At 59.3% G+C, this 15330-nt stretch carries 16 protein-coding genes; 7 read left to right on the forward strand and 9 right to left on the reverse strand.

Going from position 1 to position 15330, the window contains the following annotated elements; all coding sequences use genetic code 11:
* Positions 1-36 precede the first annotated feature (36 nt).
* From V6S97_RS25335 to V6S97_RS25370, 8 genes are all read right to left on the reverse strand, one after another.
* A complete protein-coding gene (locus tag V6S97_RS25335) occupies positions 37-621 on the reverse strand; it encodes an adenylate kinase (protein ID WP_334427946.1) in 585 nt (194 codons plus the stop codon).
* The gene (locus V6S97_RS25340; protein WP_334427947.1) at positions 621-2081 is read right to left on the reverse strand and encodes an NAD-dependent succinate-semialdehyde dehydrogenase; all 1461 of its coding nucleotides are present in this window, start codon (positions 2079-2081) and stop codon (positions 621-623) included. Before V6S97_RS25340 ends, V6S97_RS25335 begins: the two co-directional genes overlap by 1 nt.
* Positions 2082-2104: 23 nt before the next feature.
* A complete protein-coding gene (locus V6S97_RS25345; RefSeq protein ID WP_334427948.1) occupies positions 2105-2548 on the reverse strand; it encodes an acyl-CoA thioesterase in 444 nt (147 codons plus the stop codon).
* Positions 2548-3708 (reverse strand): iron-containing alcohol dehydrogenase, encoded by a 1161-nt coding sequence (locus V6S97_RS25350; RefSeq protein ID WP_334427950.1) that lies wholly within the window; start codon positions 3706-3708, stop codon positions 2548-2550. The genes V6S97_RS25345 and V6S97_RS25350 overlap by 1 nt, the downstream gene beginning before the upstream one ends.
* A 24-nt stretch (positions 3709-3732) precedes the next feature.
* Complete coding sequence (locus V6S97_RS25355) at positions 3733-5259, reverse strand: class I adenylate-forming enzyme family protein (RefSeq protein ID WP_334427951.1); 1527 nt, start codon at positions 5257-5259, stop codon at positions 3733-3735.
* 23 nt (positions 5260-5282) lie between these two features.
* Positions 5283-6038, reverse strand: coding sequence for an SDR family NAD(P)-dependent oxidoreductase (locus V6S97_RS25360; protein ID WP_334427952.1), 756 nt, complete (start codon positions 6036-6038; stop codon positions 5283-5285).
* Between the two features lie 65 nt (positions 6039-6103).
* Positions 6104-6871, reverse strand: coding sequence for an enoyl-CoA hydratase-related protein (locus V6S97_RS25365; protein WP_334427953.1), 768 nt, complete (start codon positions 6869-6871; stop codon positions 6104-6106).
* Positions 6872-6955: 84 nt separating this feature from the next.
* Positions 6956-8164: an ABC transporter substrate-binding protein gene (locus tag V6S97_RS25370; protein ID WP_334427997.1), complete on the reverse strand. Its 1209-nt coding sequence runs from the start codon at positions 8162-8164 to the stop codon at positions 6956-6958.
* A gap of 268 nt (positions 8165-8432) precedes the next feature.
* On the opposite strand from V6S97_RS25370, the gene V6S97_RS25375 reads away from it, so the two are divergent.
* Genes V6S97_RS25375 through V6S97_RS25390 form a run of 4 tightly spaced genes read left to right on the forward strand, consistent with a single transcriptional unit; the run spans position 8433 to position 11786 of the window.
* Positions 8433-9191: an ABC transporter ATP-binding protein gene (locus V6S97_RS25375; RefSeq protein ID WP_334427954.1), complete on the forward strand. Its 759-nt coding sequence runs from the start codon at positions 8433-8435 to the stop codon at positions 9189-9191.
* Positions 9184-9888, forward strand: coding sequence for an ABC transporter ATP-binding protein (locus V6S97_RS25380; protein WP_334427955.1), 705 nt, complete (start codon positions 9184-9186; stop codon positions 9886-9888). The genes V6S97_RS25375 and V6S97_RS25380 overlap by 8 nt, the downstream gene beginning before the upstream one ends.
* A gap of 34 nt (positions 9889-9922) precedes the next feature.
* Complete coding sequence (locus V6S97_RS25385) at positions 9923-10810, forward strand: branched-chain amino acid ABC transporter permease (RefSeq protein ID WP_334427956.1); 888 nt, start codon at positions 9923-9925, stop codon at positions 10808-10810.
* A gap of 1 nt (position 10811) precedes the next feature.
* The gene (locus V6S97_RS25390) at positions 10812-11786 is read left to right on the forward strand and encodes a branched-chain amino acid ABC transporter permease (RefSeq protein ID WP_334427957.1); all 975 of its coding nucleotides are present in this window, start codon (positions 10812-10814) and stop codon (positions 11784-11786) included.
* A 289-nt stretch (positions 11787-12075) separates the two neighbouring features.
* On the opposite strand, the gene V6S97_RS25395 is transcribed toward V6S97_RS25390, so the two are convergent.
* Positions 12076-13032 (reverse strand): AraC family transcriptional regulator, encoded by a 957-nt coding sequence (locus V6S97_RS25395; RefSeq protein WP_334427958.1) that lies wholly within the window; start codon positions 13030-13032, stop codon positions 12076-12078.
* Positions 13033-13220: 188 nt separating this feature from the next.
* Here V6S97_RS25395 and V6S97_RS25400 point away from each other — a divergent pair, with 188 nt between their 5' ends.
* From V6S97_RS25400 to V6S97_RS25410, 3 genes are all read left to right on the forward strand, one after another.
* A complete protein-coding gene (locus tag V6S97_RS25400) occupies positions 13221-14012 on the forward strand; it encodes a hypothetical protein (protein ID WP_334427959.1) in 792 nt (263 codons plus the stop codon).
* Between the two features lie 90 nt (positions 14013-14102).
* Positions 14103-14633, forward strand: a complete 531-nt coding sequence (locus V6S97_RS25405) for an alcohol dehydrogenase catalytic domain-containing protein (protein ID WP_334427960.1) — start codon at positions 14103-14105, stop codon at positions 14631-14633.
* Positions 14634-14662: 29 nt separating this feature from the next.
* Positions 14663-15307 carry a zinc-binding dehydrogenase gene (locus V6S97_RS25410; RefSeq protein WP_334427962.1) on the forward strand — a complete coding sequence of 215 codons (645 nt, stop codon included), beginning with the start codon at positions 14663-14665 and terminating at the stop codon, positions 15305-15307.
* Positions 15308-15330 lie beyond the last annotated feature (23 nt).

Genomic DNA, 15330 nt, shown 5'->3' on the forward strand with positions numbered 1-15330 from the left:
GTTGATACAGGTCAGAAGTTCCGGACCTGACCTCAATCACCGTCTCAATAAACTGCTGATTTCAGCGGCGACCTCGTCAACACCGGCCGCAGCGTCAATACGACGGAGCAACCGGCGATGATCGTAGAACGGCGTTAGCGCTGCCGTCGCGCGAGCAAACTCTTCAACTCTTTTCTTTAACACATTCACATTGTCATCAGAGCGCGTTGGGGTGCCGGCGGCTTGCGATTGCTCGGCTCTCTTCGCAATCCGCTCTTCCAGAAAGTCGATCGGGATATCGAAGATAATAACGTGATCGAGCGGGCTGCTCAAACGATCGAGTAAACGCTCGAGCGCCTCGGCCTGCGCGACCGTTCTCGGAAAACCGTCCAGGATAAAGCCCTGTTCCGGCTTTTTATCGGACAGACGTTCCTCAACGAGGCCGATCACAACCTCATCCGGGACGAGTGTCCCACTGTCGACGGCCGCCTTTGCCTCGCGGCCGAGCAACGTTTCTGCCTTGATCGCCTCCCGCAACAGGTCGCCGGTAGAGATATGCATGAGCCCGTAATCCCGCACGAGACGCTCAGCCTGCGTTCCTTTCCCGGCTCCGGGTGGTCCGATGAAGACGAGATTGACCATCACGAAATCCCCATGCACATATATTTGATCTCGAGGTAATCATCCATGCCGTATTTCGATCCCTCGCGGCCATTGCCGCTTTCCTTTACGCCGCCGAAAGGCGCGACTTCAGTCGAGATAAGACCCTCGTTGATGCCGACAATGCCGTATTCGAGCGCCTCGGCGACCCGCCAAACACGCGCGATGTCGCGGCCGTAAAAATAGGCTGCCAGCCCGAACTGCGTGTTGTTGGCAAGCCGGATCGCTTCGTCCTCTGTGTTGAAACGGAAGACTGGTGCAACGGGCCCGAAGATTTCTTCAGCGAAAATCTGGGCATCGGGGGACGCGTTGGCAACGACGGTCGGCTCGAAGAAGCTGTGACCGAGGGCGTGCCGGTGACCGCCTGTCAGGATGTGTCCCCCATGGCTGACGGCGTCCGATACCAGTTCCTCGACTTTCGCAACGGCCTTGTCATCGATCAGAGGACCGATCTGGACGTCTGCATCAAAACCGTTCCCGACCTTGAGAGCGGACACAACTTCGGCCAGTCGCTTGACGAAAGCGTCGTGGATCCCGGACTGGACAAGAAAACGGTTGGCGCAAACGCAGGTCTGACCCGCATTTCGGTATTTTGAGGCGATAGCACCTTTGACCGCCGCCTCGACGTCGGCATCATCGAAGACGATAAACGGCGCGTTGCCACCAAGCTCCATCGACGTCCGCTTCACCGTCTGCGCGCATTGCGCCATCAGGACCTTGCCGATTTCCGTCGAGCCCGTGAAGCTGAGCTTGCGTACGATCGGGTTGGATGTCAGTTCTCCGCCGATCTCGCTCGCCGAACCTGTCACGCAGGAAAGCACGCCCTTCGGCACGCCGGCGCGCTCCGCCAATACGCAAAGAGCCAGCGCCGACAGCGGTGTCTGGCTGGCAGGCTTTATGACCGTGGTGCAGCCCGCGGCCAGTGCCGGCCCGACCTTCCGGGTGATCATCGCGGCCGGAAAATTCCACGGCGTGATTGCGGCGCATACGCCGATCGGCTGCTTGATGACGACGATCCGTTTGTCGGACGTGGGCGCGGGGATCGTGTCGCCATAAACGCGTTTCGCCTCTTCGCCGAACCATTCGATATAGGACGCCGCATAGGCGATCTCTCCTTTGGCTTCGGCAAGCGGCTTGCCCTGTTCCGCTGTCATGATGGCGGCCAGATCGTCCTGGTTCTCGATCAGGAGATCAAACCATTTCCGCAGGATGGCCGCACGCTGCTTTCCAGAAAGCGCCTTCCATCCCGCCAGCGCCTCCTGGGCGCTTTCAATCGCCCGGCGCGTTTCATTGGCACCCATCCGCGGGACCGTCGCGACGACGGAGCCGGTAGCAGGGTTGGTCACGTCAATAACCCGGTTATCGTCCCCATCACGCCATTCGCCGCCGATGAAGCACTTGTCGCGCAGGAGCGACCGATCCTTGAGAGTGAGAACTGCCATGGGTGTTTCCTTGTCTTTTCTAATCAGGCTTGAATGACAAGCGGCTCCAGCAGCCGTCTTGCCTTCGCGCCAAAAGGAATGGGCCGACGCGATAGCCGATCAACGTTTACGTGAATGAAGAAGCCTTCGGCAGCAGCCACGTCCTCGTCATTGCGGAACAGGCCGATTTCGTAACGCACAGAGGAACTGCCAAGCCTCGCAACACGGATCCCCGCTGTCACGCGATCCGGAAAGGACATTTCGGCATGGTAGCGGCAGCCCGTTTCAACCACCAGAAACACTTCTGCACCGCCCTTGATGTCGAGCACATCATGCTCGATCAGGTAGGCGTTCACCGCCGTGTCGAACAGGCTGTAATGCACGACATTGTTCATGTGACCATAGGTGTCGTTGTCCGACCATCGCAGACCGATCTCCCGGAAAACCTTGTAGACAGCGCGGCTCGACGGGGTTGCACGTTCCGCCATTACCAGGCCGCCCTGTAGATCGACAACGCGTCCGCTTCGTTCACTTCACGCGGATTGTTCACGAGGAGGCGCGTCTGCTTCATCGCGTCGCTCGCCATGCCTGCCAGATGCTCTTCACCGATGCCGACATCACGAAGTCTTGGCTGGAGGCCGAGTTTTGCGGACAGACCGGCAAGCTTCTCGATGAAGGCGGCGCAGCGTCCCTGTGCCCCCTGCTCCGCGGCAAGCTCCGGAAACGCATCCGCCGCGATTTCAGCGTAGACGGAAGCCGCGTCCGGGGCGTTGAACCGCAGGACATGGGGCAAAACGAGGGCGTTGGACAGGCCATGCGGGATATGGAACGTGCCGCCGATCGGGTAAGCTAGCGCGTGGACGGCAGCAACCGGAGAGTTGGCAAAAGCCTGGCCAGCCAGCATCGATCCGAGAAGCATGGCGCCGCGGGCGTTGAGGTCCTTTCCATCGAAAACAGCTTTCTCGATGTTCGCACCCAGAAGCTGGAGTGCCTGCCTCGCCAGCATCTTCGAAAGTGGGTTGTTGTTCGCGCTTTTCGACGCGTAGGCTTCGATCGCGTGCACCATGGCGTCGATACCGGTGGCCGCGGTGATATGGGCGGGAAGGCCGACGGTCAGGTCCGCGTCGAGAATGGCGATATCGGGCAGGATGATCGGCGACGACACGCCGCGCTTCTCGTCGCCGCCGACGGTGATGATCGAGACGGAAGTGACTTCCGACCCGGTTCCGGCGGTAGTCGGCACGAGCACGAGCGGCAAGCGGGGGCCCTTGGCATTGCCGACGCCCCACGCTCCGTCGATATCTTCACCAGAGCCGCAGAGTAGTGCCACGACCTTGGCGACATCGAGAGACGACCCGCCACCGAAGCCTATGATCCCGGTCGCGCCTGTCGTCTTGGCCGCAGCCACCGCCGCCATCACGGTGGCAAGCGACGGATCGGCCTCGACGCTGTCGAATACGGTTGCCTCGATCCCCGAGGTGGCAAGCGAGGCGAGCGCCGAATCGCACAGTCCGAGTTTCCGCAACCCCGGATCGGTCACGAAGAGGATGCGCTGTCCGAGCTTCGCCTCGACGATATCGCCGATCTTAGCTGCAGCGCCTGGCCGGAAAACGATCTGCGCGGTCGTGTTGAAGATGAACGGGTTCATTGCAATTCTCCTTAGTCATGTCCTTCAGGCGGGCAGGCTCTCGCGCAGCTTCACGCGTAGGATCTTGCCCGATCCCGTTCGGGGTATCTCCTGGACGACATAGATGCGGTCGGGTACCTTGTAGGCGGACAGCCGCTCCTTGCAGTGACTGAGAAGCGCCGCCTGGTCGAAGGCATCGGCGTCCCTGAGAACGACGCAGGCGACCGGAACCTCGCCCAGCATCGTGTGCGGCATGCCGATGACGGCGCAATCCATCACCGCATGGTCGAGCAGGATCGTTTCCTCCACCTCGGCCGGCGCGATATTTTGCCCACCTCGAATGATCAATTCCTTCAGGCGGCCCGTGATCGTCATGAAACCGTTGGGGTCGGACCTGGCGAGATCACCGGTGCGGTACCAGCCGTCGACAATCGCTTTCTGCGTCTCCTGCGGCTTGTTGTGATAACCATGCATCAGGTTCGGCCCCTTGCAGATCAGTTCGCCCTCCATACCGGCCGGAACGTCGAGGCCGGTCTTCGGATCGATGAGCCGGACCGCCAGCCCTGGGACAGGCAGACCGCAGGAACCGGGCAAACGCCAGCGACCGGGCCAGTTCATGGTCACCATGGTCGACGTCTCGGTAATCCCGTAACCGTCGAGCAGGGAAACGCCGAAAAACTGCTCGAAGTCGCTGTTCAGCGTGCCGGGCAGGATGGCGCCGGCCGATACGCAGAGGCGCACCGATGACAGCAGTTTCTCTCCGCTCGCCTGGCAGGCGGAGAGAAAATAGTGGAAGACGGTCGGCACGCCGGGCATGAACGTGAAGTGGCCTGTGCGGAGGAGTTCTGTTGCCTGCGTCGTGGAGAATTTCTCCATGATATATTCGCTGGCGCCGGTCGCGATGATCGACAGCACTGCAATGTTCAGCGCGTAGGAATGATAGAGGGGCAGCGTGTTGAGGACGACATCGTTCTCGTTCATGCCCGCAATCGGCGCCCAGCAGGCGGCGGTGACCCAAAGCATCGATCGTGTCGAAAGAAGCACGCCCTTCGGCTGGCCGGTCGTTCCCGACGTATAGACAATGTAGGCGGCTCGATCGATATCCGAATCGTCTTCGAAACCGGCTGGTCGCATATGCGTCACCGTTTCAAATCCCGAGGCGGGATCCACCTCGACCACTGTGACAGGGCGATCGAGGCGCGACAGCACCGCGTCCACCATCGACCGCTTTTCGGCGAGGCTAACGATCACCGTGCATCCGGCATCAGTGATGCGATAGGCAAGCTCGGCTTCGGTGGATTCGATGCTGACTGGGACGGCGATACCACCGGCGCGCACAACGGCAAGGCAGGCGACCACCCAGTTGACCGAGTTCGGCAGGAAGATCGCGACAGCCTCCCCCTTTCGGAATCCCGACGTAACAATATGCGACGCAAGAGCCTCCGTCTCCTTGTCGAGTTCAGGATAGGTAACCGCCCGCCTCCGATCTTCGAAGGCCATTTTTTCCGGGTACAGGCGCGTATTCCGTCGAAGGATCTCTCCGACGGGCGCGATCAGATCGAAGTGTATCATGTTGGATCCTCCCAATCCTCCGGTTAGACCATGCAAAAGCCGCCGTTGACACTGATCACCTGCCCCGTCACCCAGGACGATGTGCCAGCGGCAAGGAACGTCACCATGGGCGCCACGTCATCCGGCTTGCCGATGCGGCGCAGCGGATAGGCCTTGACGATCTTCTCCCGGTTCTTCTCCAGGAATTCTGGATCGGAGTGGGAGGTCTCGATAAGGCCGAGTGAGACCGTATTGACGGTAATGTTGTTGCGGCCGAATTCGCGAGCGAGCGACTTGCCGAGCGCGATCGTGCCACCACGCGCAGCTGCGGCAAGTGCAAGGTTGGCTTCGCCAATGCGGGAGCTGTCACCAACGAGATTGATGATCCTGCCCGAGTTCTGGGCGATCATCAACGGTGCCACCTCGTGGCAGCAATTGATCGCGCCATAGAGGCACACATCGATCTGCTTTTTCCATTCGTCCGGCGTCGAATCCACAAAGCGCTGGTATTTGACGTAACCGGCATTATTGACGAGAATATCAACCGTTCCGAAGTCCGATTTGATCGCGGCGACCATCGTCTTGACCTGAGCATTATCGCTGATATCGGCCTGATACGCCTTCGCCGTGCCGCCGCCTGCCTCGATTGATTGCACCACCGCTTGGGCTTCGTCTTTCGACCGGGCGTAGTTTACCGCAACGATGGCGCCTTCGGCCGCAAGAGCTCGTGCGATATCGCCGCCGACATCGCGGCCGCCACCCGTGACGAGCGCTACCTTGCCCTTAAGATTGGTTTCCATTGAATGTCTCCTTGGGATGGGATGCTGCCTGTGCAGCGGATTGAGGGTTGGTTGAAACCTGGCCGTCAGCGGCCCGTAAATCGTGGCGGCCGCTTTTCGGCGAAGGCTTTGCGTCCTTCGGCGTAGTCCTCGCTGGAACTCGCCTGGTCGATCAGCCTTTCAGCGTCGGTGCGGTCGAGATCACCCCGGGCGCAGCCATTGAGGATAAACTTCGCGCCTTTGATCGTCAGAGGTGCATTCGCGACCATCGCATTGGCGCGCTCCAAGGCTGCCGCCGTGGCATCATCCGCCAGCTCGTCGATGAAGCCGTTGCCAAGCGCCTGACCGGCGGTAAAACGGTTAGCCGAATAGAGAATTCGTTTCGCGTCCGTGACACCAACGAGCGAGAACAGCTTGCGTGTCGCAGAGACGCCATAGACGATCGACAACCGGGCCGCTGGAATGCCGAACACGGCGCTTTCTTCCGCAATCCGGAAGTCGCATGACATGGCCAAATGTGCGGCGCCACCTAGGCAATAGCCGCGCAGCACCGCGATGGTCGGCTTCGAGACGTCGTAGATCGCATCGCCCGCAGCGTCGACGGCGACCTCGTAACGGGTGCTTTCCTCTGCCCCGCCCCTTACCGCATCGAACTCGCTGATGTCGGCGCCGGCGGAGAAGTCCGCGCCGGCCCCGGTCAGCAGAATGGCGTGGACATCCGGATCCGAGTCGAACCCGCGAAACCGCTCGGCAAGCTCGCACCACATCGCATAGGTCACGGCATTGCGCTGGTTGGGCCTGTTCAGTGTAACGATGGCGACGCCATCCGTTTTCTCAACCTTAATGTCAGTCATGCCTGCTCGTCTCTTCCTGCCGACCGCGACCGCGTTCAGCGTTTAGGGTGCGCCCGGCGCGGGAGAGCCGGGCGCTTGTTTGGATCACTTCTTAACCAGCGGGCACTGGCTTTCGGAGAGAGGACGGAAGGCCTGGTCGCCTGGAATGGTGGTGACAAGCTTCAGAAGGTCCCATTCGCCCTTCGATTCAGCGGGCGTCTTGACCTGATAGACGTACATGTCATGCACCATGCGACCGTCCTCGCGAATTTTGCCGCCTTTGGCGAAGAAGTCATTGACGGGCGTATCTTTCATCTTCGCCATCACCTGCTTCGTGTCAGTCGTGCCGGCGGCCTTCACAGCCTGCAGGTAGTGCATGGTCGAGGAGTAGTCGCCCGCGTCGCCCATATGCGGCGGACGCCCCACCCGCGCCTCGAACTTTTTGGCGAATGCCCGGGTCTCTTCGTCGCGATCCCAGTAGAAGGCGTTGGTCAGGATCATGCCCTGCGCGGTTTCAAGCCCGAGCGAATGGACGTCTGTATCCCATACGAGCAGCCCCGCAACGGTTTTGCCCGATGACGCGAGACCGAACTCGGCGGCGGATTTTACCGCGTTGACGAAGGTCGTTCCCGACCCTGCCAACGCAACGACATCGGCGGGCGAAGCCTGCGCCTGCAGCATGAAGGCGCTGTGGTCGGAGGTCTCGATGGGGTAGCGGACAGCGCCGGAAACAGTGCCACCGTTCGTTTTGACGATCTGGCTCGCATCCGCTTCCAGCGCATGGCCGAAGGCATAGTCGGCGGTCAGGAAGTACCAGTTCTTCTTGCCTTCCCGGATCAGTTCGTTGGCGGTACCATTTGCCAGCGCATAGGTATCGTACGAGTAATGGATGCTGTTTGGCGTGCAGCCGTCGTTCGTCAAGCGTGACGAACCGGAGCCGTTGACGATCGCGATCTTGTCCTCGTCCTTGGCAACCTGTGTGACAGCCAGCGCGATCCCGGAATTGATCAGGTTGTTGATCATCGTGACGCCCTGCGACTCGTACCACTCACGCGCGGTGGAGACGGCAACTTCCGGCTTGTTCTGGTGGTCGGCCACGACCACTTCCAGCGGACGGTCGAGGACTTTGCCGCCGAAATCCTCAACAGCCATCTTCACCGCAGCGATCGCCCCCTCGCCCGCCTCATGCGAGAACTGACCGCTGACATCGGTCAGGACGCCAATCCGGATCGGCCCCGAATCCTGGGCTTGGGCACTCATCCCCATAGCGGTGAAAGCGGCCGTACAAGACAGCAAAATTCGCAGATGCTTCATCAATCCATCCTCCCAGATGCGGCACCGAAGCTCCTCCTCAAGCGCCGACGTTAAACTTGCGCTATCATACTTACGGCTGGTTGTGAGCCAACGTTATAATGCGCTGCACCAAGATGCCGGAAAAAGATAAGCAGAGTTTTTGCCGTCATGCAAGCTTGCGTTATTAGACTTTGTGTGTTTTTCTGAAACTGCCTTTTGTGAGGAGAGGCACGTGGCGATCATCGTCCGACGCCACCGGAGGAGAAAATCGAGCCGGTAGGGAGGACTCGTGCCGGAGAACGTACCCATCATCGAGGCGCGCAACTTGACGCGCTCGTTTGGCGGCTTCATCGCCGTCAACAATGTCGACATCCAGATTAGGCCGGGAACAATCCATGCCCTGATCGGCCCTAACGGCGCCGGCAAGAGCACGCTGTTCAATCTGCTGACAAAGTTCCTGTCACCGAGTTCCGGTCAGATATTTTTCAAGGGCCGCGACATTACACAGATGGCGCCTGCCGACATCGCTCGGCTTGGCCTCGTCCGGTCCTTCCAGATCTCGTCGGTCTTTACGCACCTCAGCGCACATGAAAACGTGCGAGTGGCGCTGCAGGCCCGTGAGCGAGAAACCTTTTCCTTCTGGAAGTCCAACCAGTGTCTGAAGCGCTTCGACGAGGAAGCCCTGGCGCTCCTTGACAGCGTCGGCCTTGCGGAAAAGGCCCAGACAAAGGCCAGCGAGCTTTCGTACGGACGCAAGCGTGCGCTGGAACTGGCGACGACGCTGGCGCTCGAACCGGACGTGCTGCTACTCGACGAGCCAATGGCCGGCATGGGCACGGAAGACATCGGCAGGACGGCGGCGCTGATCCGCCGCGTTGGCACGGGTCGCACGGTGTTGATGGTCGAGCACAATCTTGGCGTCGTTGCGGATCTTTCCGACACGATCACGGTGCTGCGCCGCGGGGAGGTGATTGCCGAAGGCACCTATGCCGAAGTCTCTACGAACAGCGAGGTTCGCAAGGCTTATATGGGAGGAGCCCATGGCTGAAACAGTTTTAAATGTCAGCAATCTTCAGGCCTGGTATGGCGAAAGCCACGTGCTTCACGGCGTGGAATTCAACGTCAGGAAGGGCGAGGTTGTCACCCTGATCGGCCGCAACGGCGCCGGCAAGACCACGACCCTGCGCAGCCTGATCGGCGTCGTCAGCAAGCGGGCCGGCAGCAGCACCTACAAAGGCGTCGATCTCTTGCGGACACCGGCGCACAAGGTTGCCCGGCTCGGGATCGGCTACGTTCCCGAGGAACGCGGCATTTTTTCGACGCTGAACGTCATCGAAAATCTGATGTTTCCCCCGGCCTGGCAATCGGGCGGGATGAGCGTGGAGGAAATCTACAGCCTCTTCCCGAATCTCAAGGGCCGCGACACCACGCCCGGCACGCGCCTTTCCGGCGGCGAACAGCAGATGCTGGCGATCGGGCGCATCCTGCGCACCGGCGCCGATTTCATCCTGCTTGATGAGCCGACCGAAGGCATCGCCCCCGTCATCGTCGAAGAGATCGGGGCCGCACTCCGCATTCTCAAGGATCGCGGCATGACCATCATTCTCGTCGAACAGAACCTGCGCTTTGCGGCCTCCGTCGCCGACCGGCACTTCGTCCTCGACCAAGGGAAGGTCGTCGACGAAATATACAATGATGCGCTCGACGCCAACATGGACCGGCTGAACCGGTATCTGGGGGTTTGATTGCCATGAGCACACTTCAACAGGTCAAAATCAGATGACAGATTTTCTCGGGGTACCGATACCCGTTCTCCTCGGCCAATTGCTGCTCGGACTGATCAACGGCTCATTCTACGCTCTGCTCAGCCTCGGGCTGGCGATCATCTTCGGCATGCTTAACGTCATCAATTTCGCACATGGCGCCTTCTACATGCTGGGCGGCTTCGTCGCCTGGTACCTGCTGTCGACACTTGGTCTTGGGTATTGGGGAACGCTCGTCGCGGCCCCCATACTGGTCGGGTTCGCCGGCGTTGTGGTTGAAAAGCTGTTTCTGAAACGGCTTTATCGCATGGACCATCTCTACAGTCTCCTCCTGACATTCGGCATTGCACTGATGCTGGAAGGGCTGTTCCGACACGTCTTTGGCGCAGCGGGAAAACCCTATCCGGTTCCCTCGGCGCTGACGGGGGGGATCAATCTCGGCTTCATGTTTCTTCCGATGTACCGCGCATGGGTGATCGTGATCTCGCTCATTATCTGCCTGCTCACCTGGATGGCGATCGAGAAGACCAAGCTGGGCGCCTATCTGCGGGCAGCGACCGAAAACCCGTCGTTGGTCCAGGCTTTTGGTATCAACGTGCCGCTCATGCTGACGCTGACTTATGCTTTCTGCGTCGGGCTCGCCGGCTTTGCCGGCGCACTCGCGGCACCTCTCTATCAGGTCAGTCCCGGCATGGGCTCGAGCATCATCATCACCGTCTTCGCGGTCGTCGTGATCGGCGGCATGGGGTCGATCGGCGGTGCGGTCGTTACGGCGCTCGGTCTTGGTGTCATCGAAGGCCTCACCAAGACATTCTATCCGGCAGCCTCTTCGATCGCGGTCTTCGTCGTGATGGTGCTCGTGATCCTCATCCGGCCAGCGGGCCTGTTCAGCCGGGAGGCATGACATGAAAAGCGTAACCCTTTCCAACGCGGCTGCCATCTCAGGTCATAGTCAATTGATCGAACGCATCCTGCTGCTCGCCGTTGTGGCTACCATGCTGATCGCGCCGCTGGCAGTCTATCCGCTCTTCCTCATCAAGATCCTCTGCTTCGTGTTGTTCGCCGCGGCCTTCAACCTTGTGCTCGGCTACGCGGGTCTACTATCCTTCGGACACGCCGCCTTCTTCGGGGGCGGTGCCTACATCGCGGCTCAGGCGGCGAAGGTGTGGCAATGGCCATTCGAACTGTCGGTATTGGCGGGGACGCTGTTTGCGACCTTGCTGGGGCTGGCCTTTGGAGCGCTCGCCATCCGCCGTCACGGCATCTACTTCGCCATGATTACGCTGGCGCTTGCTCAGATGGTCTATTTCATGGCGGTCCAGATGCCCTTCACGGGCGGTGAGGACGGCATCCAGGCTGTGCCCCGCGGCTACCTGCTCGGCATGATCGACCTCAGGAATATCACTGCAATGTACTACACCGTGCTCGGCGGCACGGTCATCGGTCTCGTCATCATCTGGCGCGCGGTCAACTCGCCTTTCGGACATACGCTGTCCGCTATTCGCGAAAACGAAACGCGTGTCATCTCTCTCGGCCTGAAGCCCGAACGTTACAAGCTGATCGCGTTCACGCTCTCAGCAGCACTCTCGGGTTTTGCCGGGTCACTGAAGGCGATTTCCTTCCAACTCGCCTCACTGGTCGACGTAACATGGCATATGTCCGGGGAGGTCATTCTGATGACCCTTCTTGGGGGCATGGGGACGCTCATCGGACCGATTGTCGGAGCCACCATTGTCGTCGGACTCGAGCATTTCCTGTCGACCAGTGGGCTGCCCATCACCTTTATCATCGGCCTGTTCTTCGTGGTCTGCGTGATGATGTTCAGACGGGGCGCGTTCGGCGAACTGAAGCTTCTCCTCGAGCGACGCAAGAGCGAATAGGAAGTCTTTCGGCGCAAGCGAACATGAAGCGGCCGAAGCACTTGCTTCGGCCGTTTTGCTGGGAACCGGAAGGGTCCATTGCGAAGCTCGATGAACCGATAGCCGAGAGGGCCAGGTCACGGTTTGGAGACCAACGGCATTTGAAGCGGAGATTCGTTTAGCGTCAGCTAAGTTTGCAGGGACGGCCAAATGATCTAGGCGTTCATCTAGGCCAAAGTCTTGTGATGAAAAGCCCAACACCGCAGCTTTGATTTATCCTTGCTCGCAAACCGGCCAGGATCCTAAGGATTTACGGTTGATTGCGCTGGCGGTACTCGCGCGGGCTTAGCCCCACTGCACGCTTGAATGCACTGCTGAAAGCACTTTCAGATTCATAACCGATGTCGATTGCTATCGACGATAGATTTCTTTCGGTCTTCTTCAACGCATTTTTGGCCTGTTCCATGCGCCAGAACATGAAATATTCCATCGGTGTCATATCCACATAGCTCTTGAAACGCTGGGAGAAACTGGTTCGCGACATGCCGGCTGCGGCTGCAAGTGTCGCCAACGTCCAGCTTCTGTTTACATCGTTATGGATCAAGGAGAGCGTGACGCCGATTTTCGGATCGGAGATGGCTTTCAGCCATCCGCCGTCCAGCAGGGCGTCGCGATGGCTGGCCGAACGCAATACGTTGACAAGCGCAATGCGCGACAGGCTGCTGCTGACGACGGCACTGCCAAGCAAAGCGGAGTTCGTCTCTTCCCCGATGAGCCCCAGAACCGATTTTAGAGCGCCTATGCCGGGACAATCGTGCGGAACATGGATTATCGACGGCAAGAGTTTTTGCAATGTCTGGCGACTATCGGGATCGACATCGAAGCGCGCCCCGATCAGGACTGCCGGATTTGAGCCGTCTCCGTATCGGATAACGCCATCATCGCCAAGGCACTGTTCGACCATGCTCATACCATCGATCGCGTCGAGATCCGGATCTGTGGAGATACGATAGGAGGCCGCTCCAAACAGCAGATAGAAGTCGCCCGAACACAAATGCGTCGGCTCGGTGCTATCGGCGCACTGGATCCAGCATTCGCTTCCAGTGACGGCACCGAACTTAATGAAGCCCTCCAACGGAAATTCGAAGGACCATTCCCCGGACGCCTCTATCCGAGCCGATAGCATTCCCTCCACATCCAGCACGGAGAGAATATCGGAAAGGGCATCCATTCGTGTACGGTCCGTAATATTTTCCGTCATTTTCATTATGGAAATATCTTATTTTTAGCTTGAGTATCAGTTTCCAGGCGCTCTTTCAATCAGCAGAGCAACAACGCGCCGAAAGGAACCTGATCATGCCTCAAATTCCGTCTCCGCGTACGGCCGCCGTTATCGCTGCACTGGCAACCGCTGCTCCGGCAGCCGGTGACGCACGCGCAACGGGAAGCGAACCCGTGGCCGAATTCTCGACCGAGTTTGAAAACCAGCAAGTCCTGTCGGACTGGTCCGAGCATAACGTCAACGGATGGGCTCCCAAGTGGCAGCGGCCGCGAATCGAAAACGGCCATCTGGTTCTGCAACCCCGTTCGTCGGGTTGGTTCGACGACAATCATGCCGGTCATCTCTATCGCACGGTCACAGGTGATTTCATTGTCTCCACCCGCGTGAAAGCGGAAGGCACCAAAAGTGCCTATCCAAAGACCGACTTCTCGCTGGCGGGCCTGTTCATCCGCGCTCCTCGTGATCTTCCGGCCGCTTCGAGCTGGACGCCGGGGAAGGAGAACTGGCTCTTCTTCTCGGTCGGAACGGCAGAGCCGGCCGGAGAACCACACTACGAGATCAAGACGACGATCAACTCGCGCTCCGTTCTGAAAATTTTGCAGGCGCACGAGGGTTGGGTCGAATTGCGCATTGCCCGCACGGGCGAACTCTTCACACTACTCCATCGCCCCGAAGGCGTGCAGGACTGGACGGTCCTGGACCAGATGATCCGTCCTGATCTGCCGCAAACATTGAATGTCGGGCTGACAGCTTACTCTGACTGGACTTCGATCGCGCGTTCACCGAACTATAACGTCGACGGAACGGTCGAGCAGCACGCGGATCTCATTGCGCGGGCCGATTATATCCGCTTCCGGCGCCCCGCTTCGACTGACCGCCTTCCGATAGCCAACCTCGATGCGCCCCAAGCCGGTCCACTTGGCCCGATGATCAAGGCGAGACGTGAGGACCTCCTCTCGGACTGACGAAAGTTCACTAAACCGAACGGGCGCCGCTCGCGTTGCAGTAGCACCCGAGCATCCGTTTTTGGTCGCCGGGTAAAAGGAGAAGGTGACATGTGCGAGCATTGTGCCAGCGGAACTGGTCCACACGTATCCGACACGCCAAGCCTTTTAACCAGACGGGAAACGTTGATCCAGATGGGGCTCGGCACGACGATGCTGGGGGTTGGTCCCGCCCTCAGCGGGTCGGCGATCGCCCAGGACGGCGTAACCGAGATACCGGCTCTAGGTTACGCCGTCACCGCCGGCGAGCGGCCGCTTGAGCGATATAGCTTCAACCGCCGTACCCTTGGTCGCGACGACGTACTGATCGACATACTGTATTGCGGTATCTGCCATACCGACGTCCATGCCGCCAGAAATGACTTCGGCAACGCGGTATTTCCACTCATGCCTGGCCATGAAATAGTCGGCAGAGTCTCGGCCATCGGCAGTGCAGTCACCAGATTCAAGGTTGGAGATGCGGTTGGTGTCGGGTGCATGGTGGATTCCTGCGGAACCTGCGAATTCTGCATGTCAGGCTTGGAACAATTCTGCACGGCCGGCAACGTCCAGACTTACGGTTTCAGCCGGGCGCGCGGATAAACTTTCTGGGCGGATACGCCAACAAAATCGTGGTGAAGGAAAACTTCGTCATCAGCATTCCGACGTCTCTGGATCTTGCGCGCGCAGCACCTCTCCTGTGTGCCGGGATTACGACCTTTTCTCCGATGCAACATTGGAGCATCGGCGAAGGTAGCAAGGTTGCCATCGTCGGCCTGGGAGGGCTCGGGCACATAGCCCTCAAGCTCGCCGTCTCGCGAGGGGCAGACGTCATCGTTTTGACCACGACTCCTGCCAAGCGTGACGATGCCATGGCTATGGGTGCCACCGATGTTGTCGTCTGGTCGGATGCCGACGCTCTCAAGCCGTTAGCAACGCGTTTTGACAGCATTCTGACGACACTACCCTATCCCTTCGACCCCAACCTTTTCCTCGGGCTGCTGAAAGTCGATGGCACTATGATCAACGTCGGCCTTATCGGTTCCTTCACCCAGCCGGTCAACAATGTCCTGTTGATGCTTGGTCGCAGAAGTATCAACAGTTCGATGATCGGTGGTACCGCCGAAACACAGCAGGTTATCAACTATTGCGCTGAGCGAAACATCCAGGCTGATATCGAGATGATCCCGATCAGCCAAGTCAACGAAGCCATGAACCGCGTTGTCAATAAAGAGGTTCGATATCGCTTCGTTATCGACATGCGCACCCTGGTTTAGTTTGCAGGTTCGGCGCCGCTGAT

Origin of the sequence: Agrobacterium sp. CCNWLW155 (genome assembly GCF_036888815.1) — a bacterium.
Lineage (GTDB): Bacteria > Pseudomonadota > Alphaproteobacteria > Rhizobiales > Rhizobiaceae > Agrobacterium > Agrobacterium radiobacter.